Origin of the sequence: Duganella fentianensis, from assembly GCF_009857835.1 — a bacterium.
GTDB classification, from domain to species: Bacteria; Pseudomonadota; Gammaproteobacteria; order Burkholderiales; family Burkholderiaceae_D; genus Rugamonas; species Rugamonas fentianensis.
Genome location: NZ_WWCL01000001.1, coordinates 159726 through 184588, shown reverse-complemented (window position 1 = coordinate 184588; position 24863 = coordinate 159726). Strand labels below are relative to the sequence as shown.

Sequence of the window (24863 nt, the reverse complement as noted above, 5' to 3'; positions counted from 1 at the left end):
GTTTTCAAGAGCCTAACTTGGCTTCAGGAAAAAATTATTTGGCTTGCGCCGCGGTCACGATGGCTGGGCGCAGCAGGCGGTCAGCGATCATATAACCTTTTTGCAACACGGAAACCACGGTGTTGGCTTCCTGATCCGCTGGCACCACGGCCACGGCCTGATGCTTGTTCGGATCGAGTTTTTCGCCCTGCGCCGGCATGATTTCCAGCAGACGGTTCTTCTCGAACGCGGAATTGAGCTGTTTCAGCGTCATTTCCACGCCTTCCTTGAGCGATTCCAGCGTAGGCGCTTCGACTTTCAGCGCCATTTCCAGGCTGTCCTTGACGGGTACCATAGCTTCGGCAAAGCTCTCCACGGCGAATTTGTGGGCCTTGGCCACATCTTCCTGGGCACGGCGGCGGATGTTCTCGCCTTCGGCTTTGGCACGCATGAAAGCGTCCTGCATTTCTGCCAAGCGGGCTTCGGCGCTGGCCAGCTGCTCTTCCAGAGATGGCTGGTCAGGAGTCGATGGCGGAACCGGTGCAGCGGCTTCTGCCGCTTCTGGATTAGGGACTGCTTGATTTTCCTGATCTTGCATCTAAAGACTCCTACTATCGTATTTGTTTGACAAAACTTCTAACGGCACTGACCGCAAGTGGGGCGTGAGTCCCTGTTTTCAAGGGCGCCAGCGCTGCGGCTATGCCACTGGGACATTGTCAGTGCAGTTTCCGGGAGGAAAAATCACACGCAAAACTGCCTGCGCAACTCCCGTCAGGCGGCTATTTTAACAGGCTAGCACTCACCGACGGCAAGTGCTGATTACGCGCCGTCGGCAGAACAGTGGTGCCGGAGGGACAATGGCCGCGCTAATGCACTCAGTCCGGCCTGCAACTTGATTTCCATGCTGGCTAGACGCTGCATAGCCATTGAATTATCATTGCTTTTCTCTTAACTATTACTGAACGAGTAAGAGACTCACATGACATTCAAACAAATCATCACTACCCTCGCGTTCTGCTACGCCGCGAACGCCGTGTGGGCGCAGGAAGCCACGCCTGAGCCTGAGCCTGAACAGGAAGCCGGACAAGTTCTGGTACATGGGCAGCGCCCCGGCCCCGGCATGTGGAAAGTCTCGAAAGACGAGCATGTACTGTGGGTGTTTGGCCGCTATGGCCCGCTGCCCGCGAAAATGGAATGGCGCTCGCACGAAGTGGAAGCCGTGCTGGCCAGGTCGCAGGAATATCTGGCCGAACCCGATGCGTCGGCCAAGGTCGGCATCTGGGGCGGAATTAAACTGGCCGCTTCACTGCCGCAACTCTGGAACATCCAGAAGAACCCCGACGGCGCCATGCTCAAGGATGTGGTGCCGCCGGAGACCTACCAGCGCTGGTCTGTGCTCAAGGATAAGTACATGAGCCAAGATGACGAGGTGGATCGTTACCGCCCCTTTTTTGCCGCGAACAAACTGTACACGGCCGGACTGCAGCATATTGGTCTGTCGAACAAGGACGAAGTGGGGCCCGCCATCAACAAGCTCGTCAAGCAATATAAACTCAAGTTCACGCCTTCCTCGGTAGAAGTCGACTTGTCCGATGCCAGCAAGTTACTCAAGGAATTCAGCAAATCCGGTCTGGACGATGCGGCCTGTTTCTCCAGCACACTGGCGCGGCTGGAAGCGGATATCGACCACATGCGCTTGCGCGCCAACGCATGGGCCATCGGCGATATAGAAGTGATCCGCAAACTCGACTATAACGACCATGAAGGCACCTGTCGTGCCGCCATCGAAGGCAGCGCGGCATTCCAGAGCCGTCCTGATCTGCGCGAGGCGCGCGCCAAGACGCGCGAGCTATGGCTGCAGAATGCACAGCAGGCATTGGAAAACAATGCCACTACCTTTGCCATGCTGCCCCTGAAGGAGATTCTGTCGCCGACGGGATTGCTGGCGCGCCTGCAGACCAAAGGCTACAAGGTGGTAGCGCCCGAATAAGCGAGCTAAACTAGTCGGTCGCGCCCCGCTCCAGCGCGGCGGCGCGGGCAAGCTGCGCACCCTTTTGCTGCGCCTCGCGTTCCGACGCGGCCAGACGGGTAGGCCAGCCTATCAGGTGGGGTTCGATGATCTCGGCCAAGGCGGCTATCCATGCCGGGCTAGCATTCAGGCAGGGGATGTAGTGGAACTGCTGGCCGCCCGCCTGTTCGAACTCGTGGCGTACTTCCAGCGAAATTTCTTCCAGCGTTTCCAGACAGTCGCTGATAAAGCCGGGGCACAGCACGTCGAGCCGCTTGACGCCGTCGCGCGCCAGCTGGGCCACGGTAGGCGCCGTGTAAGGCTGCAGCCACTCGGCCTTGCCGAAGCGGGACTGGAAAGTCACGATATATTGATCTGGCGTCAGTTGCAGTGCTGCGGCCAGCAGACGCGCCGTTTTCAGGCATTCGCAGTGGTAGGGGTCGCCCAGCATCAGGGTGCGCTTGGGCACGCCGTGGAAGCTCAGTACCAGTTTATCGGGCTGGCCATGCTGGTCCCAGTGCGCCTGCACGCTGTCGCGCAACGCACTGATATAGGCTTCGTTGTCGTGATAGTTGCGCACAAAGCGCAGCTCGGGAATGTTGCGCACCGAGCCATAGTGCTGGAAGGCCGCGTCATAAATCGAGCCGGTGGTGGTGCCCGAATATTGCGGATAGGCTGGCAGTACGGCGATGCGGTTGATGCCTTCGGCTTTCAGCTGTTTCAGCACTTCCGGCAGCGCGGGCGAACCGTAGCGCATGGCCATCACCACTTTCAGGTCGCGGTGGCCGCGCTGGGCCAGTGCGGCTTCCAGCTGTCTGGCCTGCGCCGCCGTGTAGACCTTGAGCGGCGAGCCTTCCGGCGTCCAGATGGTCTGGTATTTGGCCGCCGACTGGCCGGAACGGAACGGCAGGATGATCAGGTTAAGGATGAACCACCAGACGGCGCGCGGAATTTCCACCACGCGCGGGTCAGACAGGAATTCCTTCAGATAGCGCCGCACGGCAGAGCGCGTAGGCGCATCGGGCGTGCCCAGATTGACTAAAACGATGGCACTGCGACTGGCACTACCGTGCTGGTAAGAAGGTTCGGTCTGAAAACTCATGGGCCTTGTGCTCGAAATGTCTAGGACAAAATTGGATTATAGTGAAGTAGCGCAGCGCCCGTCTGTGGGCGGCATGCCTATCGCTTCAGGATGCTAGCAGTTCGCGTGCATGTTTGCGTGTGGTGGCAGTAATTTCCAGTCCGCCCAGCATACGGGCCACTTCTTCCACCCGTGCTTTGGCATCGAGCACTTCGATGCGCGAAGCCGTCTTGCCGTTTTCTAGCGTGCCTTTGGCCACCTGGAAGTGCTGGCCCGCCTGACTGGCCACCTGCGGCAAGTGGGTCACGCACAGCACCTGACGCTGCTGGCCCAGACGGCGCAGCAAGCGCCCCACCACTTCGGCCACGCCGCCGCCGATGCCGCTATCGACTTCATCGAAGATCAGCGTAGGCACGGTGGTCGCGTTGGAAGTGATGACGGAAATCGCCAGCGCGATGCGCGCCAGTTCGCCGCCCGATGCCACTTTCGCCAGCGAGCGCGGTGCCACACCGGCGTGGCCTGCTACCAGAAACTCCACCTGCTCCAGCCCGTGCGCACTCGGTTCACCACCGTGCAGGGCAATCTCGAAGCGCCCGCCCGTCATGCTCAGGTCCTGCATGGCCTGCGTCACCGCGTCGGACAACTGGCGCGCGGCCGTGCTGCGCGTGGCCGACAGTTGCTGCGCCTGCGTCATGTACTGCGATTTGAGCTGCTGCTCCTGCTGGCGCAAGCCGTCGATATCGCTGGCATCGGCCATCTGCGCCAGCCGTGCCGACAGCTGCTCGTACTCTTGCGGCAGTTGGTCTTCGCTGACGCGGAATTTGCGCGCCGCCGAGTGGATCGCTTCCATGCGTGCTTCCACCGACTGCAGGCGCTGCGGATCGAGATCGACCCGGTCCAGATAATCGTTCAGCGCATACACGGCTTCCTGCAACTGGATACGCGCCGGTTCGATCAGATCGACGATGGCCTGCAGCCCGCTATCGACACCGGCCAGCTTGCCCAGTTTCTGATTCAGGCTGGAGAGCTGGGAGATAATCGGCTGCTCGTCCGCTTCCGACAGCAGCGCCAGCGCTTCCTGCGCGCCTTCCAGCAGGCTGGCCGCATGCGACAGGCGGCTATGCTCGTTACTGACTTCGCTCCACTCGCCCGTCTTCACGGCCAGCTTTTCCAGTTCGTTGACCTGCCATTCCAGCCGCTCGCGTTCATACAGCACATTGGCCGCATTGGTCTCGAATTCCTCGACCTGTTTTGCCAGCGCACGCCATGCCTTGTAAGCTGCGCTGACGGCACGCACCTGTGCATCGGCACCGGCCTGACCATCGAGCAGGCCACGCTGGGCATCGGTTTTCAGCAGCGACTGGTGGGCGTGCTGGCCGTGGATATCCACCAGCAGATCGCCGAGATCGCGCAACTGCGTGGCAGTAGCGGCGATGCCGTTGATATAGGCTTTGCTGCGGCCGGCGTTGTCGATCACGCGGCGCAGCAGCGCACCGCCCTCTTCCACCGCAAACTCGTTGGCGGCCAGCCACGCGTCGGCCGCTGCGTTGGCGGCAAAATCAGCCGTGATATCGGCCTTGGCCGCTCCTTCGCGCACCACCGAAGCATCGCCACGGCCGCCCAGCGCCAGCGTCAGCGCATCGATCAGGATGGACTTGCCGGCGCCCGTTTCGCCCGTGAATACAGTAAAACCGGCAGAAAACTCCAGTTCGATGGTGTCGACAATAACGAAATCACGGATGGACAGGGTACGCAGCATAGCGATGGATGAGATTAATTGAGTTTGCCGTCGTGCGAAGGATGCTCGTTCCAGTGCAGCTTCTCGCGCAGCGTGTTGTAGTAGCTCCAGTCTTCCGGATGCAGGAAGGTGATGGTGTGCGGCGAACGCCGGATCACGATCTGGTCCTGCCAGGCCAGACTGGCAAAGGTCTGCATATCGAAGTTGACGCTGATGTCGCGGCCACGCACGATTTCGACCACGATCTCGCTGGTTTCGGACAGCACGATAGGCCGGTTGGACAGCGCGTGCGGCGCAATCGGCACCATCACGATGCCGCCCAGACTGGGATGCAGCAACGGCCCGCCGGCCGACAGGGCGTAGGCAGTGGAACCGGTAGCGGTAGAAATGATCAGCCCATCGGAGCGCTGGTTGTACATGAAGTGGCCGTCCACATCGACACGCAGTTCGGCCATGCCGGCGCCGGCGCCACGCGCCACCACCACGTCGTTCACGGCCAGCCCCAGATGGATGGTGGCGCCATCGCGCATCACCCGCCCTTCCAGCAGCGTACGGCGGTCGGCCTTGTAACGCCCGCCCAGTATCTGCGCCAGCACATCGAGCATGCCGTCGAGCGGAATATCGGTCATGAAGCCGAGCCGGCCCTGATTGATACCGATCAGCGGTACATCGAAGGGCGCCAGCTGGCGCGCGATGCCCAGCATGGTGCCGTCGCCACCCATGACGATGGCGGCATCGCAGTGGGTACCGATTTCGGCCGCCGTCATCACCCGCACCTGCGGCAGGCTCAGGGCCAGATGTTCGGCCGTCTGCGCTTCGAACACCACGGCATGGCCAGCGTTCTGCAGGAATTCCACCACGCTGCGTACGGGAGCGGCAATACCGTCCGTATTCTGGCGCACGACCAGAGCGATGGTAGGAAAAGCGGCTGGCGTGGCAGTCATAGAAGTCTCGGCTAAGGGGTGGATCGGCGACACGCAGCAGAGTAACCCATATCGCCTGCTTGTGCCATGATCCGCCCTTGGACTGTATATTTAAACAGTATTGCGCGCAGTATAGTGTGACCGCCGCCAGACTGCAAGGCGCGGCAGCGGCGGTGGCGTTTTAATGGCCGATGGTCATGATTCCGGCCAGCATGGAGCCGGCCACGGCTAGGCCGATCAGGATGGAGTAGAACGACATCAGCAGCAGCCAGCGCAGCAAAGTCGTACCACGGCCGCTGTTGTAGACGCGCCGCATGGCCCATGGCAGATAGCCCAGCAGCCAGCACCACAGCACAAATTGCACAAAGCCCCAGGGCACCAGCAGCATCAGGATAAAGGTGAAGTAGGCAAAGGCGTTGGTGTGCAGGGCGAACAGCAGATGGTCGCCAAAGCGCCGGCCCGAACCCAGATACAGCACTTTCAGCAGCAGCGCGAACACCGGCATCAGGGCGAATATGGCGTATGGCGCATAGTGATAGAAGCCGTTCTGGAACACCTTGATCTTTTCTGCCGACGGCAGCTTGTCGAAAGCGTCGAGCTGATGGCGAGCGGCAGGCCAGCCGTCCAGATAGCTCTTCAGCTTTTCATTGCCGTCGATATCGATACGGGTTTCCTCGGCGCCCTTGTCCTGATCGGCACCAGCGGCCTGTTTGATGGCCGCCTTCAGCTCAGCCTTATCCTGAACCTTGCTCTGCGCCTTCTCCGCGGTTTTGGTCGCGGCAGCAGCATGCTCCTGCGGCGCTTCGTTCCCCTCGGTCATGCCGGGCGAAAACGTACCGGAGAATTTCAGCAGCGCGAAGAACAGCAGGCTCAGCGTCAGGTACAGCCGCAGCGGCTGGACAAAGCGCACGCGGCGGCCACGCATGTATTCAAGCGTGAGCACGCCGGGGCGGAACAGCAGCCGCATCACCGTGCCCCACAGCTTGCCCTCGAGCGCCACATAATGGCCCACGAACTCGTGCAGGAACTCGCCCACACTGGCATGGTGCAATATCGCTTCCTGTCCGCAATGGGAGCAGAACTGCCCCGTCAGCACGGTGTCGCAATTGGGGCAATTGGCTGGCGCCGCGTGGGCGTCCGCAACCGGCGTAACGGCAGTATTCATGCAGGCAGTCCGAATCTCAAGATGGTCTAAATGATAACCGTACTCGCTCCGGCTTGTCACGATTCAATCTAGCGACAGTGTGGCAATTTGCCGCCTACCATGGCGTCACCCTATCCGTACGGAGGCCATCATGCACGATACCAAGATCAACACCCGCGCCAAGCGGCGCAATGACGGAGTGCAGCGCTTGCCGCATGAACGCGACGAATCACCGGAGAGCGAACTCACACCCAAGCGCAGCGTGATGCGGCAGGCTGCCAGCGATGTGGAGGAAGGACTGGTCGATACCGACCTGCACAACCAGCCCGGCGCACAGACCACTCGTGCCTCAGGCGGCAAACCACCTTCGGGGCAGGCACGGCCCCAGCCCGGCACCAAACGCGACTAAGCTCGGCAGGCTGGCGTCAAAACGCATAGAATTCTGTCTTTCCCGCTCATACACGAAAGACCATTATGCGTATTCTGCACACCATGCTGCGCGTCGGCGACCTGCAGCGTTCGATCGCCTTCTACACCAATGTACTTGGCATGAAACTGCTGCGCACCAGCGACAATCCCGAATACCAGTACACGCTGGCCTTCCTCGGCTACGGCTCGAACCCCGACCACGCCGAACTGGAACTGACCTATAACTATGGCGTCAGCAGCTACGAGCTGGGCACGGCCTACGGCCACATCGCCATTTCGGCCGAGGACATCTACAGCGCCTGCGTGGCGGTCAAAGCCAATGGCGGCACCGTCACACGCGAACCGGGCCCCGTCAAAGGCGGCAGCACCGTGATCGCCTTCGTGACTGATCCGGACGGCTACAAGATCGAACTGATAGAACGCAGCTTCGACGGCGCCGGCGCCGGTCTGTAAGGACCGCAGGCAAACAAAAAGCCGCCCCACGGGGCGGCTCTTCATGGCTGGCCGGCTCGGGCCGGCTCAGTACACGACCTGGGCGGCCTGTCAGTGCACCAGCATGGCGTTGACCGCAGCCAGATCCTCTTCCTTGAGCGAACCAGCTGCCGACTTCAGGCGCAGACCGTTGACGATAGTGTCGTAACGGGCTTTGGACAGATCTTTCTGGGTCGAGTACAGCAGCTTCTGCGCATTCAGCACGTCGATATTGATACGCACGCCGACCTGATAACCGAGCTTGTTCGACTCCAGCGAAGACTTGCTCGACACTTCGGCCGCTTCCAGCGCTTTTACCTGCGCCAGACCGCTGTTCATGCCCAGATAGGCAGCACGGGCGCCCTGTGCGGCAGCGCGCTTGGTGGCTTCCAGATCGTTGCGCGCCTTGTCTTCCAGGGCAATGGTTTCACGCACTTTGCTGGTGACGGCAAAGCCGCTGAAGATAGGCACGCTCCAGCTCACGCCGATGGCGTTGTTGTTGATGGTCTGGCCGGCCGTCTGGTTCTGGTGCGAGGAGCTGGCTACCAGATTCAGCGTCGGCATGTGGCTGGCGCGATTGCGCGAGATTTCGCGTTTGGCGATTTCCACATTCAGATTGGCAGCGACCACGCCGTAGTTCTGGGTTTCAGCCGAGCTGACCCATGGCTCCATGGCCGCTGGCGACGGTGGCGTAATCGTCACGCCGGTACGCAGCGGTGCCAGTTCGCCCGGCATCTGGCCGATGATGACCTGCAGCGCAGCGCGCTTGTTATCCAGATCGTTGATGGCCGCATATTCGGCTGCCACCACCAGATCGTAGGCGGCCTGGGCTTCGTGGGTATCGGTAATGGTCTGGGTACCCACTTCGAAATTACGCTTGGCCGATGCCAGCTGCTCCGTGGTCGCCACTTTCTGCGCGCGGGTCGAAGTCAGATTGTCCTGCGCCGTCAGCACATCGAAATACGCCTGTGCCACGCGGGTGATCAGATCCTGCTGGGCCTGGGCGAAAGCTGCTTCGGCGGTCGCCGTGGCCAGCTTGCTCTGCTGGTAGCCTTCCCAGTTTGCCCAGTTGAACAGGGGCTGGGTCAGCGACACCGTATAGGCATTGCTGTGGTAATCGGTATCGCTCTTGGTGCGGATGCCGAGCACATTCGGTGCCGTAAGATCGCCGCTATTGCGCAGATTGCTGCCACTGGCCGAGATGCTGGGCAGCAGACCGGCGCGCCCCTGAATGATGCGTTCCTGACCGGCGCTCAGCGACGAACGGGCGCCGGCATAGGTGGCGTCGTTGGCCAGCGCCTGCTGGTAGATCTGGATCAGGTCAGCCGCCTGTGCCTCGGTCGTAATGTTCAGCGTCAACAGGGCGCTGGTGATCAGCACGGCGATAAGGGGTTTCTGCATTGCTTTCTCCACGGGAGTCATCAAAAAAAGACAGCCTTACACACCAGTGCTGACGCCGCGTCAGCACCTCAGTATTTAGCCATCGTGCTATCGACCTGCAGTGCCCAGGCATGGACACCGCCAGTCAGGTTGTACAGCTTGCCAAATCCATGATGCTCGAGATAGGCGGCCACCTGCAGGCTGCGCGCACCGTGATGGCAGATGCAGACGATGGCTGCATCTTCATCGAGATCATCGATACGGGCCGGGATGGTGTGCATGGGAATGAGCTGAGCCCCGGCAATATGACAGGTCTCGAATTCCCACGGCTCACGCACGTCCAGCAGGACCGGGTCGGGCCGGCCACTATCAGCCAGCCAGTCCGCCAGTTCCAGAGCACTCAGATGCTGCATTGACGACTCCGCCCCGCTCAGAACGTGAACTTCGACGGCACCACAGCCGAAGCCAGTGGTTTCACATCGGTTTCGAACAGGGTGCGGGTGTCGTAACCAGCTTCACCGGTGCGGGTGATCAGCTGGGCCTTCATCGCCGGCGATGCGCCGATGATGACGACCAGACGGCCACCGATACTCAGTTGTTGCAACAGGGCCTGTGGCAGTTCCGGCAGCGAGCCCGACACCACGATCACATCGAACGGGGCGCCAGTGCTCCAGCCCTGGGCCGCATTGCCCAGTTCTACCGTTACATTGGTCACGCCGTTATCGGCCAGATTCTTTTCTGCCAGCGCTTTCAGCTCTGGCGATACTTCTACCGACGTCACATGACGGGCTTTGTGCGCCAGCAGCGCAGCCATGTAGCCCGAACCGGCGCCGATTTCCAGCACGTTTTCGTGCTTTTTCAGGTTCAGATCCTGCAGCAGACGCGCTTCGATCTTGGGCGCCAGCATGCAAGCACCACCCGGCAGAGGAATTTCCACGTCGGCAAAGGCCAGTGCTTTATAGGCTTCCGGCACGAAATTCTCACGTTTCACCACCAGCAGCAGGTCCAGCACGTCCGCGGCGAGGACGTCCCATGGACGGATTTGCTGTTCGATCATATTGAAGCGGGCTTGTTCGATATTCATCTTTTGACTCGGGTCTGGATTAAACAAACCGTCATTTTATCGTTGAACTGGCATCGAGGCACATATTAACGACATGACGGGGTTTACGCGGGAAATTGCGACAGTCTGCAGTTTAAGGGGGTTGAACCTACCAAAATGGCAAGTTTGATGCAGAGCGGGCCGCCGCACCTCATGTCCGCTGCACTTCCAGGCCACGCAGGCTGACCTCGGTAAAGGTCGCCATGAAGGTATCCGGATCGATAGGCGGCATGCCGCAATCGGGCATATACGCGTGGGTCCACATCATCAGCATCAGCACGGGCGCCACCAGCACGGGCGTCATCACCAGCGGATCGACCGGATGGAATTCGCCCCGTTCGATGCCGCGCACCAGCACGCTGGCAATCAGCCGGTTACCGCGCGCCACCACTTCTTCGTTGTAAAACTGCGCCAGTTCGGGAAAGTGATTTCCTTCCGACAACATCAACTTGGTAATGCCGGCCAGCGGCGTGGCACAGATCTGGTGCCACCATTTAAGCAGGATGGCACGCAGCAGGGCACCGCTAGGGCCGTCATGCTGGGCCGCTTCCAGCTCCGCTTCGCCGATGGGGTGGACGATATTTTCCCGCACCACGGCTTTGAACAGTTCTTCCTTGTTGGCGAAATACAGGTACAGCGTGCCCTTGGACACGCCGGCACTTTTCGCCACATCCTCCAGCCGCGTGCCGGCATAGCCGCGTTCGACGAACTGGTTCAGGGCAGCGGCCAGCAATTCCTGCGGCCGCGCATCTTTGCGCCGCTCCCAGCGAGGCTTGGTTTCTTGAGAAACTTGCATGGAGGCTCTTGATTTAACTAACTTATTCAGGCTGGCGATTAACTTACTTGTTAGTCATTAATATAATCGCAAGCATTGCCAGCGTCAAGATTATGTACCACTTGCCTGGTATACTCGTTTCTCAGCTGTCAGAAATACCCCAATAGCGTTCCAGCACCAATGGCTACCAATTGACTAGCTTAGGAATCATGCGAAAACTTTCAATCCCAATAGAAGTGGCCCGCAACCTTGGGCAATCCAGGCATAGCAGGCCCTGAAAGGCAGGAGACTAGCCCAGTTTGTATCCCACAATAAATGCTAAGCGCTCAAAAAATCCAAGCACAGTCGTGCGGTTAGTTGGGGCGCCTCAACTATCGGCACATGTCCTATGTCGTCAAGAATAATCTTTTGGCTAACTGGCAGAAGTGCATGCAGCAAATCAGCATCATCCAGATGCACAATGCGATCCAGTCGCCCCCAGATTATCAGTACAGGCTGAGTCAATGTCGACAGAATAGGCGTTTGATCCATGTCTTCAACAATATCATTGAAGACTTTGCGTTCGATCTCACGACGGCTGATCTTGTCAGCCGCGAGGATCTGCAAAAAGAAGTCGGGAATGTAAGGCGGCTTGTTCATGCCAAACCGGATTAACTTTTTATAATCCGCCACATTATTAATTGCCAGCATGGGATTCACACCGCTTAGCGCGATTTCCTGGCGTATTTCACCTGGTGTTTTCTCGACACCTGCAGAATCAATCAAAATCAGCGATTGCACATCGTGAGGGTGTAAATGTGCGTAACGCAAAGCCACTGCGGCACCCATCGAATGGCCAATAATATGTATGGGACCAGCATTAAGCAGGGTCAGAAATTCCCGAAGATAATGGGCCTGTTGCGCAATCGTATAGCTCAACGATAGATTGCGCACACTGTCGCCATGCCCTGGCAAATCAGGAATAATGACTTGATCATGCCTGGATAAATGTTTTGCAAATCGGCACCAGCTATTTTTGTCCGCACCAGCACCATGCAATAAAATCAAGGTGCGTCCTTGACCTGCTTTTGAGTAGTAGAAGACTTCGCCGCAGGACAGCGACACTTGATTGCGATGCAAGCCTGCCGCCTTGGCCTCGGCCTTGAGAGCCTTTTGCAACAGACTATTCTTTAGAGCCTGCCACTTTTGTTTAACGAAATTCAAGATAACTATCCTTGGATATGGATGTGTGCAACGCCATTGCAGACCCGTTCAGACTGAACGGCGTGCTGCCTGCTCCAGGCTGGCTCGCGCAATGACACGATGGAATGGGGTGATGGCGGCAAGATAGGCCCGCCCCACCAAGTTATGGCAATGCACCACGGTCACCGCCACCAGCTCCTTGCCGCCTGCCGCGCCCGCGCGCAACTGGATCGCGAGCCGGAAGTCGAGATGCCGGTCATCCTCGCCCATCACCAGTTCTCCCGCGCTGCTCGAAAGCAGCGGAAAGAAACCGATCACCGGTCCCCGCGCCGCCGCAGCAATGGCGATCGCGCGCGACGATTTGACGCCGACTGTCGCCATCACCGTGTCGCGTACCCCCATCAGTGCACGGATCCACCAGACCTGCCGCTCGAACCCGGCGCGAGCCAGCGCGACGAGATCATCGCTAGCCCCGGCCGGCAACTGAACCGCGTACGCATCCACCAGATCCGCGTTCCGATACAGCGGCGCCAGGATGCAGTCGGATGGCACAGCGATCGCCTGTGCTTTCTGGATATTGTTCATTTAACTATCTCTCCATCGTTGGGGTTGGGCGAGCCTGCGCCATAAATCGTTGCTTTGTGCCTATGAGGAGCGCGCGCCGGCTGACCCCGCGGAGCCTGCTCGAGCGGGACAGTGAGCGTCGCGGCGGCAATGGTCTGCTGGACAAGCGCCTCGAAAACTTCACTCTGTCCTGCCGGAAGGAGCTGCCGATGGATCTCGCGCCGCTTGGCTACGCCGACCAACTGCTCGGCCAGCCAACCGGTCAGGTACAGCGCCGCCAGGCATCCCCCCGTTGTGGCAATATTGCCCGCAACTACCAGAGCCTGGTCGATCACCTGAACGCCCATCGCCACCAGCCCCTGTTGAGCGTCCGGATGTGTCGTTGCCGGCAGGCCGTCCAGCAATCCGAGTTCGCACAGGATGAACGAACCGGCGCAGACGGAGCCGATCAGTTGTTTTTGGGGATTTAGTTGGAAGGCCGACATAAATGCCGGGTCTGCCAACGCCGCCGGCACCCCTTGTTGACCGCTAACGAACAGCACTGCATCGGCACTATTGGCCTCGGCAAGATGGCCATCGGTCTGAATGACCGTACCCAGTGCCGAGCTATGGGTCGATTTGGTGCCCAGCACGCGCACACGCCAATCGGTGTTGGTCCGTCCCAGGATGTCGCGCATGAGGAAGAAATCGATGTCGGTGAACTGATCGAAGACGATGATAGAGATGTTGTACATGGCTGGTTTCTCCGCGTGTACTGATACCTGTGCAGTGTCTCCCGGGACCGGCCTATACCTGTCCGCCCGGGCTGAGCATGGGCTCCCAGTGATGGCGCATCCGCACTTCGGCACCGAGGCGCTCAAATAGCTTGCATAGGCTGTAGAAAGTGCGGTCGAAATATATGAATTCGTCAGCTACGCGGTTCAGGTTGCGTATGCGGCTCAGCCCGTGCAGCACCTCCATGCCGCGCGCCGTGTAGTCCGTGTGAACGGCGAAGCTGAAGCGGTCGACTCGCAGCGGCTCCAGCAGCCAGCGCCCGAAGGGACGCATCACTTCCGTATAAACGCGCTCGCTGTCGGCACCGTGTTCCATACCGATGGCGCGGTAGGCCTCAAAGACGGCGGCAGAGTCGTCATCCAGATAGCCTTGCAGGATACGCGGCAAGGTGGCGGAGAAGGCGGGCGAGATGTCTTTGACGCAGCCAAAGTCGAGCAGGGTCAGAGCGCCATCCGGCGCAAACAAATAATTGCCGGGATTGGGGTCGGCATGGAGGCGGCCCAGACGCAGCGCGGAAAGGATGAACAAATCATAGAGCCCTTGCGCCGCCCGGTTGCGTGCGCTCTGGTCAGGGCCGGTGCGCAGCCATTCGTCGAAGTGCAGGCCGCTGGCATGGCAGGAGGTCAACACGCGGGTAGCGCACCGCTCGGGATGAACCTCCGGCACAGTCACCAGCGACGGCGGCAGGCGCGCGCGGAACCAGCGCTGGTTGTCGGCCTCGACGCGGTAATCGACTTCCTCCCGCAAGCGAGCGTGTATGTCATCCAGCACCGACTGTGCCAAACGGGCATTCGGCAGGCCAAGGGCAATCCGGCGCAGCATGCTCATGTCGCTGTCTATGGTGGCAGCGATACCCGGGTATTGGATTTTGACTGCCACCCGCCTGCCGTCGTGCAGAACGCCTGCATGCACCTGCCCCAGGCTGGCAGCGGCGAACGCATCGGCATCGAAGTGGGCGAACAGTGCCTCGGGTTGCTGGCCGAACTCGTCGAACAGCACTTTGCGCACGAGGACGCGGTTCAGCGGCGGAACGCGGTAGCAGGATTTTTCCAGCTCGCGGCGCCAGGCGGGCGGCAGCACGTCTACTTCCATGCACAGCATCTGTGCCGCCTTGAGGGCCGTACCACGCAACTGTGACAGCGCGCTGAAGATCAGGCGGGCATTGCGCTCGTCCAGGCTGTCCCGTGCTTCCTGCCCGCTACTGTCGGCCAGGAACGGCCGTTTGATTTGGTGCCCGAGGTGATTGAGTCCCAAGCGCAAGGCGGTGGTCCCGGCGACACCGGCCCGCGCCAGTCGGCCTTCAGGAACGCTTCGGCTCATCTTTGTCCCCCATGAAGTGGCGTTTGGCCCGGCCCAGGGGCCCGCGCAAGTCACCCAGGGGTTGCAGCCGGCCGATGACGTGGGTGCGGAAAATGAAGGAAATCAGGTCCAGCAATTTACCCACCAGTCCGGCCTGCAGGACACCGGCAACGATTTCCATGCTCTGGTCCACCAAGCGCGTCGTATTGGCAAAACCCTCGGAATCGTCCTTGAGCCAGTAGGCCAGGATAGCGCTCTGGTAATCCCACAACAAACGGGTGAGCAAATCCTGGTAAGGTTGCGGCGGAATTTCTCCGACTTCCATGGCAGCATCGAGCAGGTCCAGCACCATTTCCGCGTTGAGCTTGCGCGCCTCTTTCAGATGCTCGTAGGCGGCCACCGGCGAGCTGAAGGTCAATTCAAAGACCTCCTGCAAGAATTCCCTAGCCGGCAGCCAGGTCTGCAGCTCCGTCTCCACCAGTTGCTGCAACTGTTCACCGATGCTGAATTGATGGAAGTTCTCGACATCCATCAGCGCAACTCTTACGCGGCGCTGCACCTCCTCGCAATAACCATAGAGCAGTTTCTCTTTGGAAGGAAAGTAGTTGTAGATGGTAGCGTCGCCGACATTGGCACGCTGCGCGATCTCGCGCATAGAAGCGGACTTGTAGCCCTTCTCGACAATGACATCGACCGCCGCCTCCAGTAGCCTGATCCGGGTCCGGGCCTTTTCCTGCTCGCTGATCTTCATATGACACCGCGTTAATGTGAAATTACAATACATATTAATATCTATTTTTATAAATGTATACGCGTAATTTCACATTAGACCAACTCCTGCTATCAGAACCTGTGCTGAAGACCTGCTAGCCGCCCACGCAGCCGAGCGCTATGCCATCATAGGCATGCTGGCCGCGCAGGAAGCGCTGGCGCAGTCCGGCTTTAGCGCGCAGAACGAAGCCGAGGCGGAAGCCAGCGGGGTGTTCTGGGGCACGGGCATGGGCGGCTCCAGCACGCTGGAAGGCGGCTATGTCGACCTGTTCCTCGAAGGTAAAACCCGCATCCGTCCCATGTCGGTCGTGGCCGGCATGAACAATGCGGCCGCCTCGCAGATCGCCCTGCGCTACCAGTTCAAGGGGACGGTGAACAATTACAGCTACGCCTGTGTCTCTTCGGCACAGGCCATAGGCGAAGCTTACCGCCACATCCACCACGGCTATGCCGACCGGGTGCTGGCCGGCGGCTCGGAAGCGCTACTTAACTACGGTGTTGTCACTGCCTGGGATTCCATGCGCGTGCTAGCGCCAGCCGATAGCGCCCACCCGAAACGCTCGTGCCGTCCATTCTCCGCCGACCGCAACGGTCTGGTGCCGGGCGAGGCGGCGAAGTCGAATTCCTTCGCCTTCGGCGGCAGCAATGTCTCGCTGATCGTGCAGCAATTCCACGATGCCTAGCAAGGCCGCGCGGCTCCCCGCTAGCGTGGCCGCGCGTCCGGCTTGACCGCACGCGTAATCACGGGTCTACTAGCGCGACACAACAATCTCGGAGCCCACCTTGAACGTCACGTCTGCCAGCGCCAGCGCACCATCCTCCCTGTCCGGCCGCCGCATCATCGCCCTCGTGATGATGCTGTTCTTTGCGTTCGGCTTCTGTACCGTGCTGGTCGATACGCTGGTGCCCAAACTCAAGGGCCTGTTCGCGCTCAACTACGCGGAAGCCATGCTGACCCAGTTCTGCTTCTTCGGTGCCTATTTCATCGTTTCCCTGCCGGCCGCGCGCCTGATCCGCCAGCTCGGCTATCTGGAAAGCGTGACCATGGGGCTGGTCATCATGGCCGCCGGCTGTCTGGCTTTCACCCCGGCGGCCGAGCATGGCAGCTATCCGGCGTTTCTGGCCGCCCTGTTCGTACTGGCCACCGGCGTCACCATCGTGCAGGTGGCAGCCAATCCGCTGGCAGCGCGGGTGGGTGATCCGCGCCACGCACACAGCCGGCTGACGCTGGCACAGGCATTCAATTCGCTGGCCACGGCCATAGGCCCCCTGTTCGGCGCTGCCTTCATCCTCAGCGACGAAGGCGCGGCACCGATCGCCAGCGGCCTGAGTGCAGCGGCCCAGCGGCTGGAAGCGGGCCGCTCGGTCCAACTACCCTTCCTGATGATAGGCCTGACGCTGGGCCTGCTGGCAGCGATCTGCTGGGCCTGCCGCCGCTGGGCTCCGGCCAGCAACGACGAAGCCCAGGGCGGCAGCTATCTGGCGCTGCTGCGCCGTCCACGTCTGATGCTGGGCGTGCTCGGCATCTTCCTCTACGTGGGCGCCGAGGTGGCGATCGGCAGCATGCTGGTCAACTATCTGGTACAGGCCAGCGTGCTGGGCACCAGCATCAGCACCGCCGGTTCGCTGGTCTCGGTCTACTGGGGCCTGGCCATGGTGGGCCGCTTCATCGGCGCCGGCCTGCTCAAGCGCGGCAGGCCCGGCCTGCTGCTGGCCGGCTGCGCCACGGCGGCCGGCGTGCTGGCGATGATTTCGCTGTCCACTACCGGCTACGTGGCCGCGGCCAGCATCCTCGCCATCGGCCTGTGCAACTCCATCATGTTCCCCACTATCTTCACGCTGGCACTGGAAGGCAGCGCGGAACAGGCACCACGGGCGTCCGGCCTGCTGTGTCTGGCCATTGTGGGCGGCGCCATCATCCCCGTCATTGTGGGCGCGGTGGCGGACCACTCCAGTCTGGCCACGGCGCTGTGGGTGCCAGTGCTGTGCTATGCCGGCATAGGCGCTTACGGCATCTACGCCAGCAAGAGCTGAACAGACGGGGCATGCAAATAAAACAAATTGAACACATTTGAAATTAATTCGATTTATTTGCTATATTTGATCAAATCTGTATAATGCCAGACACCGGCAGCCGTTTCTGGCTGCTTTCCCCGTCTAGCGAGGTCAACATGTCCATACAGCCCGAGATGTCGCGCGAACAGCTTGCCCAGCTGCGCGCCCTGCGCAGCAAGGAAAGCCTGCACGATGCGCTGGAGCGCGCCCGCAAAGCCACCTATGCCGCCACGGTACTGGCCGCACGCGACCGTGCACGTCAGGACGCCATCCGGCGCATGCACACACGGTAAATCGCTGCATCGGCGCCGGGCAACTGGGCTACACTAGCAACACTATCCATCGTGTAGGCCGCCATGCCCCGCAAGAATCTGCCCGAGCTGATCACCCTCAAGCGCCTGATCGACGAAGGCGCGGCGCACCTGCAGGTAAGCACGCCCTGCAGCATCGCCATGGACGGGCGCGATTTTCCCGTCTACACGGTGGCGCTCGGTAATCCCGATCCGCAAGTGCCGGCACTCGGTTTCTTCGGCGGCATCCACGGGCTGGAACGCATAGGCACGCAGATCGTGCTGGCCTTTCTCGAAAGCCTGCTGGCACGCCTGCGCTGGGACCATACGCTGCATCAGCAGCTCTCTTCCTTGCGACTGGTCTTCATGCCGCTGGTGAATCCGGGCGGTATGTGGCAGGCCACGCGCTGCAATCCGCAAGGCGTGGACCTGATGCGCAATGCCCCCGTCAGCGCCAGCGACCGCGTACCCTTCCTGCTGGGCGGGCAGCGCTATAGCCGCCATCTGCCGTGGTATCGCGGTGCGGCCGACGCGCCGATGGAAGCGGAAAGCCGCGCCGTGTGCGATTTCGTCACGCGCGAGCTGCTGTCGCGCCAGTTCAGTCTGGCGCTCGATTGCCATTCGGGCTTCGGCCTGCGCGACCGCATCTGGTTCCCGCACGCCCATACCAGCACGCCGATACCCCATCTGGCCGACATCGCCGCACTGGAACAGCTGTTCAGCGCCAGCTACCCCAACCACAACTATGTGTTCGAGCCGCAAAGCCGGCAGTACCGCACCCACGGCGATCTGTGGGACTACCTGTACCTGAACGGCACGGACAGCGGCGAGCGCGTGTTCCTGCCACTGACACTGGAAATGGGATCGTGGCTGTGGGTGAAGAAGAATCCGCGCCAGCTGTTCGACCGCATTGCCATGTTCAACCCCACCGCACGGCACCGCCAGCAGCGCGTGCTGCGGCGCCACCTGACGTGGTTCGATTTCCTCATGCGCGCCACCATCAGCCACCAGTCCTGGCTACCGTCCGGCATGGCGCGCAAGGTGCAGCACAAGCGCGCGCTGACCCAGTGGTACGCCTGATGGAACGCTGGATACTGCTGCGCGGACTGGTGCGCGAGCAGCGCCACTGGGGCAGCTTCCCCGCCCTGCTGGCCGCTGCTCTGCCGGACGCCCGCTTGTACACCCCCGACCTGCCCGGCAACGGCAGCCGCTACCGCGAAACCAGTCCGGCCAGCGTGCGCCAGATGGTGGAAGCCTGCCGCCTGCAACTACAGCAGGCCGGCGTGGCGCCGCCCTACTCGCTACTGGCCCTGTCGCTGGGCGGCATGGTGGCGCTGACGTGGGCGGACCTGTATCCGCAGGAATTGTGCCGCTGTGTGCTGGTCAATACCAGCATGCGGCCCTACAGCCCGTTCTATCAGCGCCTGCGCTGGCAGAACTACGGCGCCATCGCGCGCCAGCTGCTATCAGGCGGACGGCAGGCACAGGAACAGCTGATCCTGCACCTGACCAGCCGTAGCGGCGACGCGACCGGGCGCGCCGCGCTGGTACAACAATGGCTAGGCTATCAGCAGGAATACCCCGTCGCCCGCGGCAATGCCTTGCGCCAGTTATGGGCTGCCGCCCGCTTCCGCGCTCCGGCCCGGCGGCCGGCGCTGCCCCTGCTGCTGATCGCCAGCGCCGGCGACCAGCTGGTGGACCATCGCTGCACGCTGGAACTGGCGCGGGCATGGCAGACACCCGCACTGCTGCACCCGACGGCCGGCCATGACCTGCCGCTCGATGCCGGCGCATGGCTGGCGCAGCAGATCGCCGACTGGGTGGCCGCTAGCAAAGCCGCGTAAAATACCGCCCCTATGAAAAGCCATCAGCCAACGCGGCCCGTTGCCGCCTGCCAGCCATGAACTGCCGCGACCGCTGCGGCGCCTGCTGCATCGCGCCCTCCATCACCAGCCCCATCCCCGGTATGCCCGATGGCAAACCGGCCGGCGTGCCCTGCATCCAGCTGGACGCCGACTACCGCTGCCGCATCTTCGGCCAGCCGGAGCGGCCAGCCTTCTGCGCCGGTCTGCAGCCGGCCGCCGATATGTGCGGCGACACGCGCGAGCAGGCCATGCTCTGGATTACCACGCTCGAACATGCCACCCGGCCGCAGGCTGGCGGCAAGCCGGCTGGGCAAACAGCCTGCCCTGATAATTAATTTACATTCCGCTTGCGCCAGATTCGGGCTGCGGACGGTCCGGCATGGTAAGCTTCGACCCCGGTATTGCTAGCCTGCCGTTCTACACTTACTCACTATTTCTACCTCATGGATATCGTTCTCGCACTCAAAGCCCTGATCATGGGCCTGGTTGAAGGTTTTACGGAATTTCTGCCGATTTCTTCCACGGGTCATTTGATCCTGACCGAGCATTTACTGGGTTTCCAGGGCATGGAAGAAAAAATGAAAGTGTTCGAGATCGTGATCCAGGCCGGCGCCATTTTCGCCGTCTGCTGGGAATACCGCGCCCGTATCGCCGCCGTGCTGACGGGCCTGGGCGACCGCAAACAGCAGCGCTTCGCCATCAATGTGCTGATCGCTTTCCTGCCGGCCGCCGTACTGGGTGTGCTGTTCAGCAAAGCCATCAAGGCATCGCTGTTCGCCCCCGTGCCGGTGGCACTGGCCTTCATCATCGGCGGTCTGGTGATACTGTGGGTGGAAAAGCGCGAACGCGATAATCCGTCCATGGTACGCATCCATTCGGTCGATGACATGACGCCGGTGGACGCCATCAAGATCGGCATCGCCCAGGCTTTCGCCCTGATTCCGGGTACCAGCCGTTCCGGCGCTACCATCATGGGCAGCATGCTGTTCGGCCTGTCGCGCAAAGTAGCGACCGAATTCTCCTTCTTCCTCGCCATCCCTACCCTGCTGGGCGCCACCGTGTATTCGCTGTACAAGGAACGTGCGCTGCTGTCGGCCGCCGACCTGCCGCTGTTCTCGGTCGGCACCGTCGCCGCCTTCATCTCCGCCTTCCTGTGCGTGCGCTGGCTGCTGCGCTACATCAGCACCCATACCTTCACCGCTTTCGCGTGGTACCGCATCGCTTTCGGCCTGCTGGTACTGGTCACCGGCTATACCGGCATGGTGGTGTGGGCGGACTAAACCCAAGCAGTAAAACCTTTCTGTCTCAATGAATCAAGCGCAATACCAGCAACAAGCTCTGCACCTGCTGCAAACCGTGTTCGGCTACCCGGCCTTCCGCGGCCAGCAGGAGGACATCGTCGGCCATGTCTCGGCGGGCGGCGATGCGCTGGTATTGATGCCTACCGGCGGCGGCAAGTCGCTGTGCTATCAGATCCCTGCACTGGTGCGCGATGGCGTCGGCGTGGTCGTCTCGCCCCTGATCGCACTGATGCAGGATCAGGTGGACGCGCTGGCCGAAGTGGGCGTGCGCGCCGCCTTCCTGAATTCCACCCAGACCTACGAAGAAGCCAGCCGCATCGAACGGCTGGTGCGCACCGGCCAGCTCGATCTGGTGTATGTGGCGCCGGAACGGCTGATGACGGAGCGCTGCCTGAACCTGTTCCAGGATTCGAAGATCGCCCTGTTCGCCATCGACGAAGCGCACTGCGTCTCGCAATGGGGCCATGACTTCCGGCCCGAATACATCCGCCTGTCGGTGCTGCACGAGCAGTTCCCCGATGTGCCGCGCATCGCCCTGACGGCAACGGCTGACCCGCAGACCCGCGCCGAAATCGTCCACCGCCTGCAGTTGGACGACGCCATGCAGTTCGTCTCGTCCTTCGACCGGCCAAACATCCGCTACCAGATCGTCGAGAAGACCAATGGCCGCAAGCAGCTGCTCGATTTCATCACCAGCGAGCATGGCGGCGATTGCGGCATCGTCTACTGCCTGTCGCGCAAGAAGGTGGAAGAGACGGCCGAATTCCTCAACGAGAACGGCGTGCGCGCCATGGCCTATCACGCCGGCATGGAGCACGCCAAACGGGCCGCCAATCAGGCCCGCTTCCTGCGCGAAGAAAACATCGTGATGTGCGCCACCATCGCTTTCGGCATGGGCATCGACAAGCCCGATGTGCGCTTTGTCTGCCACCTCGATCTGCCCAAGAGTATCGAAGGCTATTATCAGGAAACCGGACGGGCCGGCCGCGATGGCGCACCGGCCAGTGCATGGATGGCTTACGGCCTGCAGGACGTGGTGCTGCAGCGGCGCATGATCGATGAATCGGAAGCTGACGAAACCTTCAAGCGCGTACTGGGCACCAAGCTCGATGCCATGCTGGGCCTGTGCGAAACCCTGAGCTGCCGGCGCGTGCGCCTGCTCGACTATTTCGGCGAAAAGGCCGGCCCTTGCGGCAATTGCGATACCTGTCTGATTCCGCCTGTCTCGTTCGACGGCACGGTGCCGGTGCAGAAGCTGCTGTCGGCCATCTACCGCGTCGACCAGCGCTTTGCTGCCGGCCATGTGATCGAAGTGCTGCGCGGGATGGAGACGGAACGCATCAAGACCTGGCATCACGACTCGCTGTCCGTGTACGGCATAGGCGCCGACCGTAGCGAGCAGGAATGGCGCGCCATCCTGCGACAGGTCATCGCACTGGGTCTGGTGACAGTCGACCACGAACAATACAGCTCGCTCAAGCTCACCGATGCGGCCCGCCCCGTACTCAAGGGCGGACAGAAAGTGCAGCTGCGCCAGTACCAGAAACCCGTCAAGCAGAAGAGCTCCAGCCGCAGCAGCAAAGGCTATGTGGAGAGCGACCTGTCGCCGCGCGAGCAGGCCATCTTCGACAAGCTGCGCTGGTGGCGCGTGGAGACGGCGCGCGCGCACGACGTGGCGGCCTACATCATCTTCAACGACGCCACCCTGCGCGAGATTGCCAAAGCCCGCCCTACCACGCTGGCTGAAATGCGCGGTATTTCCGGCGTGGGCGAGAAAAAGCTGGCCTCGTACGGCGATGAAATCGTCGCCATCATCCGCGAGATGGAATAACGGAATAATCGGATCAGACCGCGCTTCCAAGGTATCATGCAGCATCGGGCGACCATCGTCGCCATGCCCTACCGGAGCCTGTCTGATGATCAAATTCAGTCTTAGCGCAGCACTCGCACTTTGCTTTTCCACTTACGCACAGGCCGCGCCCGCGCCGGCCGACACCATCTACCGCAACGGCTACGTCTACACGGTAGACGCCAAAGATAGCGTACAGCAGGCGCTGGCCGTACGCGCCGGCCGCATTGTGTATGTGGGCGATGATGCCGGCGCACAGGCGCTGGCCGGCAAGAAGACCCGCGTGATCGATCTACAGGGTCGCATGCTTATGCCGGGCCTGATCGATGGCCATATGCACCCGCAATCGGGCGGCAGCCGCCTGCTCAACTGCAGCCTCGATTACGAGAATCTGACCGTGCCGCAGTTTCAGGCGCGCATACAGGCCTGTCTGGACAAGGACAAGAAATCCGACAGCAAGCGCTGGCTGGTCGTGGTCAACTGGTTCCAGCAAGGCATGCTGCCCGAGGGTGTGGAAACCAGTGCTGCCACGCTCGATGCGCTGAAGACGGAGCGCCCCATCATCGTACGCTCCTCGTTCGGCCACTCGTCGCAGCTCAACTCCCGAGGCATCGCGCTGGCCGGCATCAAGGCCGATACGCCTGATCCGGCTGGCGGCAAGATCGTGCGCGACGCACAAGGCCAGGCCACCGGCCTGCTGGAAGACGCCGCACAGGATGCGGCCATGAATCTGCTACCAGCGCTGACCGTGGCCGAGAATCTGGCGGCCTCCAAAGCGGCGCTGGCGGCCATGCGCAAGCAGGGCATCACCACCTTCCTCGATGCCTACACGGATCCGGAAACCATGACAGCCTTCAGCACGCTGCAGAAACAGGGCAAGCTGACGGCGCGCGGCCACTTCGCCGTGCTGATCGATCTGGACAAAGGCGCCACGCCGAAAAGCGCGGTAGCCGAACTGCTCAAGCAGCAGAAGCAGTTCGATCAGGGGCCTACCCGCGTGGCACCGTCCATGCAGGTGCGCCACGCCAAGCTGTTCATGGACGGCGTGATCTCGGCACCTGCATTCACGGGCGCCATGCTGGAACCGTATCTGGTCAATCAGGGCACGGCCCAGCAGCCTAACTGGCAGCCGGGCCCGCACAATGGTCCGGCCAACTACTTCTCGCCAGAAGCGCTGACGGCCACGCTGAACGAGCTGGCTGCGGCCCGCATCGATCCGCACGTTCACGTCGATGGCGACCGTGCCGTGCGTGCCACGCTCGATGCCATCGCCGCGCTGCGCGCCACGCCGGCCGGTGCGCTGGTACGTCCGGCACTGGCGCATGATGAAATCGTCGCGCCGGCCGACTACGCCCGCTTCGCCCAGCTCGATGTAACGCCTGTGCTGTCGCTGCAATGGGGCAAACCGGCGCCCGACACAGTGGGTGCGCTGAAGGACTATATGGGCCCGCAGCGCTATGCCATCGTCGAACCGCAATCGCTGCTGCTCGATGCCGGCGCACGCATCGCCTATGGCAGCGACTGGCCGGTCGATCCGCTCGATATCTGGTTTGCGCTGAAAGTGGGCGTCACCCGCACGGCCGCACCGGACGCCGGCAAGGAATACGCCGGCACACTGGGTCCGCAGCCGGGCATGCCGCGCGCCGCCGTGCTGCGCGCTGCCACCATCAATGCCGCCTACACCTTGCGGCAGGAAGCGCTGACCGGCTCGCTGGAGGTGGGCAAGCTGGCCGACATGATCGTACTGGACCGGAACTTCTTCCGCATCGAAGCGGAAGATATCGCCAACATCCGCGTGCTGCAGACCATGGTAGGCGGCAAAATCGTCTATCAGGCCGACGGCATGCACTGATACGCGCTGCTGCGTATGGGTTAAGATGTCG

General features: G+C 61.3%; 26 protein-coding genes. 12 read left to right on the top strand and 14 right to left on the bottom strand.

The window, feature by feature from the left end; all coding sequences use genetic code 11:
• Positions 1 to 34: 34 nt before the first annotated feature.
• Positions 35 to 577 carry a nucleotide exchange factor GrpE gene (gene grpE / locus GTP23_RS00855; protein ID WP_155432700.1) on the bottom strand — a complete coding sequence of 181 codons (543 nt, stop codon included), beginning with the start codon at positions 575 to 577 and terminating at the stop codon, positions 35 to 37.
• A 381-nt stretch (positions 578 to 958) separates the two neighbouring features.
• On the opposite strand from grpE, the gene GTP23_RS00850 reads away from it, so the two are divergent.
• Entirely contained in the window at positions 959 to 1969 is a 1011-nt protein-coding gene (locus GTP23_RS00850) for a TraB/GumN family protein (RefSeq protein ID WP_161033467.1), read from the top strand.
• A 10-nt stretch (positions 1970 to 1979) separates the two neighbouring features.
• Here the strand turns inward: GTP23_RS00850 and hemH are convergent, their stop codons facing one another.
• From hemH to GTP23_RS00830, 4 genes are all read right to left on the bottom strand, one after another.
• Positions 1980 to 3089, bottom strand: coding sequence for a ferrochelatase (gene hemH, locus GTP23_RS00845; RefSeq protein ID WP_161033466.1), 1110 nt, complete (start codon positions 3087 to 3089; stop codon positions 1980 to 1982).
• 85 nt (positions 3090 to 3174) lie between these two features.
• Positions 3175 to 4827, bottom strand: coding sequence for a DNA repair protein RecN (gene recN, locus GTP23_RS00840; protein ID WP_161033465.1), 1653 nt, complete (start codon positions 4825 to 4827; stop codon positions 3175 to 3177).
• A 14-nt stretch (positions 4828 to 4841) separates the two neighbouring features.
• Positions 4842 to 5750 (bottom strand): NAD kinase, encoded by a 909-nt coding sequence (locus GTP23_RS00835; RefSeq protein ID WP_161033464.1) that lies wholly within the window; start codon positions 5748 to 5750, stop codon positions 4842 to 4844.
• A 160-nt stretch (positions 5751 to 5910) separates the two neighbouring features.
• Positions 5911 to 6894, bottom strand: a complete 984-nt coding sequence (locus GTP23_RS00830) for a DUF3667 domain-containing protein (RefSeq protein ID WP_161033463.1) — start codon at positions 6892 to 6894, stop codon at positions 5911 to 5913.
• Positions 6895 to 7024: 130 nt separating this feature from the next.
• Here GTP23_RS00830 and GTP23_RS00825 point away from each other — a divergent pair, with 130 nt between their 5' ends.
• Positions 7025 to 7282, top strand: a complete 258-nt coding sequence (locus GTP23_RS00825; protein ID WP_161033462.1) for a hypothetical protein — start codon at positions 7025 to 7027, stop codon at positions 7280 to 7282.
• A gap of 65 nt (positions 7283 to 7347) precedes the next feature.
• The gene (gene gloA / locus GTP23_RS00820) at positions 7348 to 7755 is read left to right on the top strand and encodes a lactoylglutathione lyase (protein ID WP_161033461.1); all 408 of its coding nucleotides are present in this window, start codon (positions 7348 to 7350) and stop codon (positions 7753 to 7755) included.
• A gap of 90 nt (positions 7756 to 7845) precedes the next feature.
• Here gloA and GTP23_RS00815 read toward each other — a convergent pair whose 3' ends face one another.
• The 9 genes from GTP23_RS00815 to GTP23_RS00775 form a co-directional block, all read right to left on the bottom strand.
• The gene (locus tag GTP23_RS00815) at positions 7846 to 9174 is read right to left on the bottom strand and encodes a TolC family outer membrane protein (RefSeq protein ID WP_161033460.1); all 1329 of its coding nucleotides are present in this window, start codon (positions 9172 to 9174) and stop codon (positions 7846 to 7848) included.
• Positions 9175 to 9242: 68 nt separating this feature from the next.
• Entirely contained in the window at positions 9243 to 9566 is a 324-nt protein-coding gene (locus tag GTP23_RS00810) for a rhodanese-like domain-containing protein (protein WP_155432689.1), read from the bottom strand.
• Between the two features lie 17 nt (positions 9567 to 9583).
• Complete coding sequence (locus GTP23_RS00805) at positions 9584 to 10237, bottom strand: protein-L-isoaspartate O-methyltransferase family protein (RefSeq protein WP_161033459.1); 654 nt, start codon at positions 10235 to 10237, stop codon at positions 9584 to 9586.
• A gap of 169 nt (positions 10238 to 10406) precedes the next feature.
• Complete coding sequence (locus GTP23_RS00800; protein ID WP_161033458.1) at positions 10407 to 11051, bottom strand: TetR/AcrR family transcriptional regulator; 645 nt, start codon at positions 11049 to 11051, stop codon at positions 10407 to 10409.
• A 297-nt stretch (positions 11052 to 11348) separates the two neighbouring features.
• Entirely contained in the window at positions 11349 to 12233 is an 885-nt protein-coding gene (locus GTP23_RS00795) for an alpha/beta fold hydrolase (protein WP_161033457.1), read from the bottom strand.
• A 48-nt stretch (positions 12234 to 12281) separates the two neighbouring features.
• Entirely contained in the window at positions 12282 to 12797 is a 516-nt protein-coding gene (locus tag GTP23_RS00790; RefSeq protein ID WP_202411863.1) for a DUF2867 domain-containing protein, read from the bottom strand.
• Complete coding sequence (locus tag GTP23_RS00785) at positions 12794 to 13510, bottom strand: DJ-1/PfpI family protein (protein ID WP_161033456.1); 717 nt, start codon at positions 13508 to 13510, stop codon at positions 12794 to 12796. The genes GTP23_RS00790 and GTP23_RS00785 overlap by 4 nt, the downstream gene beginning before the upstream one ends.
• 52 nt (positions 13511 to 13562) lie before the next feature.
• A complete protein-coding gene (locus tag GTP23_RS00780) occupies positions 13563 to 14870 on the bottom strand; it encodes an ABC1 kinase family protein (protein WP_161033455.1) in 1308 nt (435 codons plus the stop codon).
• Positions 14851 to 15600, bottom strand: a complete 750-nt coding sequence (locus tag GTP23_RS00775; RefSeq protein ID WP_161033454.1) for a TetR/AcrR family transcriptional regulator — start codon at positions 15598 to 15600, stop codon at positions 14851 to 14853. The genes GTP23_RS00780 and GTP23_RS00775 overlap by 20 nt, the downstream gene beginning before the upstream one ends.
• Positions 15601 to 15673: 73 nt before the next feature.
• Here GTP23_RS00775 and GTP23_RS00770 point away from each other — a divergent pair, with 73 nt between their 5' ends.
• The 9 genes from GTP23_RS00770 (at position 15674) to GTP23_RS00730 (ending at position 24832) form a co-directional block, all read left to right on the top strand.
• Entirely contained in the window at positions 15674 to 16303 is a 630-nt protein-coding gene (locus GTP23_RS00770; protein WP_371866851.1) for a beta-ketoacyl synthase N-terminal-like domain-containing protein, read from the top strand.
• 100 nt (positions 16304 to 16403) lie between these two features.
• Complete coding sequence (locus GTP23_RS00765) at positions 16404 to 17654, top strand: sugar MFS transporter (RefSeq protein ID WP_202411862.1); 1251 nt, start codon at positions 16404 to 16406, stop codon at positions 17652 to 17654.
• A gap of 137 nt (positions 17655 to 17791) precedes the next feature.
• Positions 17792 to 17968 (top strand): hypothetical protein, encoded by a 177-nt coding sequence (locus tag GTP23_RS00760; protein WP_161033452.1) that lies wholly within the window; start codon positions 17792 to 17794, stop codon positions 17966 to 17968.
• A gap of 63 nt (positions 17969 to 18031) precedes the next feature.
• Positions 18032 to 19045 carry a M14 family zinc carboxypeptidase gene (locus GTP23_RS00755; RefSeq protein ID WP_161033451.1) on the top strand — a complete coding sequence of 338 codons (1014 nt, stop codon included), beginning with the start codon at positions 18032 to 18034 and terminating at the stop codon, positions 19043 to 19045.
• Positions 19045 to 19809, top strand: coding sequence for an alpha/beta fold hydrolase (locus GTP23_RS00750; protein ID WP_161033450.1), 765 nt, complete (start codon positions 19045 to 19047; stop codon positions 19807 to 19809). The genes GTP23_RS00755 and GTP23_RS00750 overlap by 1 nt, the downstream gene beginning before the upstream one ends.
• 56 nt (positions 19810 to 19865) lie before the next feature.
• The gene (locus GTP23_RS00745; protein WP_161033449.1) at positions 19866 to 20165 is read left to right on the top strand and encodes a YkgJ family cysteine cluster protein; all 300 of its coding nucleotides are present in this window, start codon (positions 19866 to 19868) and stop codon (positions 20163 to 20165) included.
• Positions 20166 to 20273: 108 nt separating this feature from the next.
• Entirely contained in the window at positions 20274 to 21110 is an 837-nt protein-coding gene (locus tag GTP23_RS00740) for an undecaprenyl-diphosphate phosphatase (protein ID WP_161033448.1), read from the top strand.
• Between the two features lie 28 nt (positions 21111 to 21138).
• The gene (recQ, locus tag GTP23_RS00735; RefSeq protein ID WP_161033447.1) at positions 21139 to 22962 is read left to right on the top strand and encodes a DNA helicase RecQ; all 1824 of its coding nucleotides are present in this window, start codon (positions 21139 to 21141) and stop codon (positions 22960 to 22962) included.
• Between the two features lie 85 nt (positions 22963 to 23047).
• On the top strand, positions 23048 to 24832 hold the full coding sequence (locus tag GTP23_RS00730) for an amidohydrolase (protein ID WP_161033446.1): 1785 nt from the start codon (positions 23048 to 23050) through the stop codon (positions 24830 to 24832).
• The last annotated feature ends 31 nt before the right edge of the window (positions 24833 to 24863 follow it).

Excerpts from the sequence above, each read along its gene's own strand:
- grpE (WP_155432700.1), bottom strand. The coding sequence starts at position 577 with ATGCAAGATCAGGAAAATCAAGCAGTCCCTAATCCAGAAGCGGCAGAA.
- GTP23_RS00850 (WP_161033467.1), top strand. The coding sequence starts at position 959 with ATGACATTCAAACAAATCATCACTACCCTCGCGTTCTGCTACGCCGCG.
- hemH (WP_161033466.1), bottom strand. The coding sequence starts at position 3,089 with ATGAGTTTTCAGACCGAACCTTCTTACCAGCACGGTAGTGCCAGTCGC.
- recN (WP_161033465.1), bottom strand. The coding sequence starts at position 4,827 with ATGCTGCGTACCCTGTCCATCCGTGATTTCGTTATTGTCGACACCATC.
- GTP23_RS00835 (WP_161033464.1), bottom strand. The coding sequence starts at position 5,750 with ATGACTGCCACGCCAGCCGCTTTTCCTACCATCGCTCTGGTCGTGCGC.
- GTP23_RS00830 (WP_161033463.1), bottom strand. The coding sequence starts at position 6,894 with ATGAATACTGCCGTTACGCCGGTTGCGGACGCCCACGCGGCGCCAGCC.
- GTP23_RS00825 (WP_161033462.1), top strand. The coding sequence starts at position 7,025 with ATGCACGATACCAAGATCAACACCCGCGCCAAGCGGCGCAATGACGGA.
- gloA (WP_161033461.1), top strand. The coding sequence starts at position 7,348 with ATGCGTATTCTGCACACCATGCTGCGCGTCGGCGACCTGCAGCGTTCG.
- GTP23_RS00815 (WP_161033460.1), bottom strand. The coding sequence starts at position 9,174 with ATGCAGAAACCCCTTATCGCCGTGCTGATCACCAGCGCCCTGTTGACG.
- GTP23_RS00810 (WP_155432689.1), bottom strand. The coding sequence starts at position 9,566 with ATGCAGCATCTGAGTGCTCTGGAACTGGCGGACTGGCTGGCTGATAGT.
- GTP23_RS00805 (WP_161033459.1), bottom strand. The coding sequence starts at position 10,237 with ATGAATATCGAACAAGCCCGCTTCAATATGATCGAACAGCAAATCCGT.
- GTP23_RS00800 (WP_161033458.1), bottom strand. The coding sequence starts at position 11,051 with ATGCAAGTTTCTCAAGAAACCAAGCCTCGCTGGGAGCGGCGCAAAGAT.
- GTP23_RS00790 (WP_202411863.1), bottom strand. The coding sequence starts at position 12,797 with ATGAACAATATCCAGAAAGCACAGGCGATCGCTGTGCCATCCGACTGC.
- GTP23_RS00785 (WP_161033456.1), bottom strand. The coding sequence starts at position 13,510 with ATGTACAACATCTCTATCATCGTCTTCGATCAGTTCACCGACATCGAT.
- GTP23_RS00780 (WP_161033455.1), bottom strand. The coding sequence starts at position 14,870 with ATGAGCCGAAGCGTTCCTGAAGGCCGACTGGCGCGGGCCGGTGTCGCC.
- GTP23_RS00775 (WP_161033454.1), bottom strand. The coding sequence starts at position 15,600 with ATGAAGATCAGCGAGCAGGAAAAGGCCCGGACCCGGATCAGGCTACTG.
- GTP23_RS00760 (WP_161033452.1), top strand. The coding sequence starts at position 17,792 with ATGTCCATACAGCCCGAGATGTCGCGCGAACAGCTTGCCCAGCTGCGC.
- GTP23_RS00755 (WP_161033451.1), top strand. The coding sequence starts at position 18,032 with ATGCCCCGCAAGAATCTGCCCGAGCTGATCACCCTCAAGCGCCTGATC.
- GTP23_RS00750 (WP_161033450.1), top strand. The coding sequence starts at position 19,045 with ATGGAACGCTGGATACTGCTGCGCGGACTGGTGCGCGAGCAGCGCCAC.
- GTP23_RS00745 (WP_161033449.1), top strand. The coding sequence starts at position 19,866 with ATGAACTGCCGCGACCGCTGCGGCGCCTGCTGCATCGCGCCCTCCATC.
- GTP23_RS00740 (WP_161033448.1), top strand. The coding sequence starts at position 20,274 with ATGGATATCGTTCTCGCACTCAAAGCCCTGATCATGGGCCTGGTTGAA.
- recQ (WP_161033447.1), top strand. The coding sequence starts at position 21,139 with ATGAATCAAGCGCAATACCAGCAACAAGCTCTGCACCTGCTGCAAACC.
- GTP23_RS00730 (WP_161033446.1), top strand. The coding sequence starts at position 23,048 with ATGATCAAATTCAGTCTTAGCGCAGCACTCGCACTTTGCTTTTCCACT.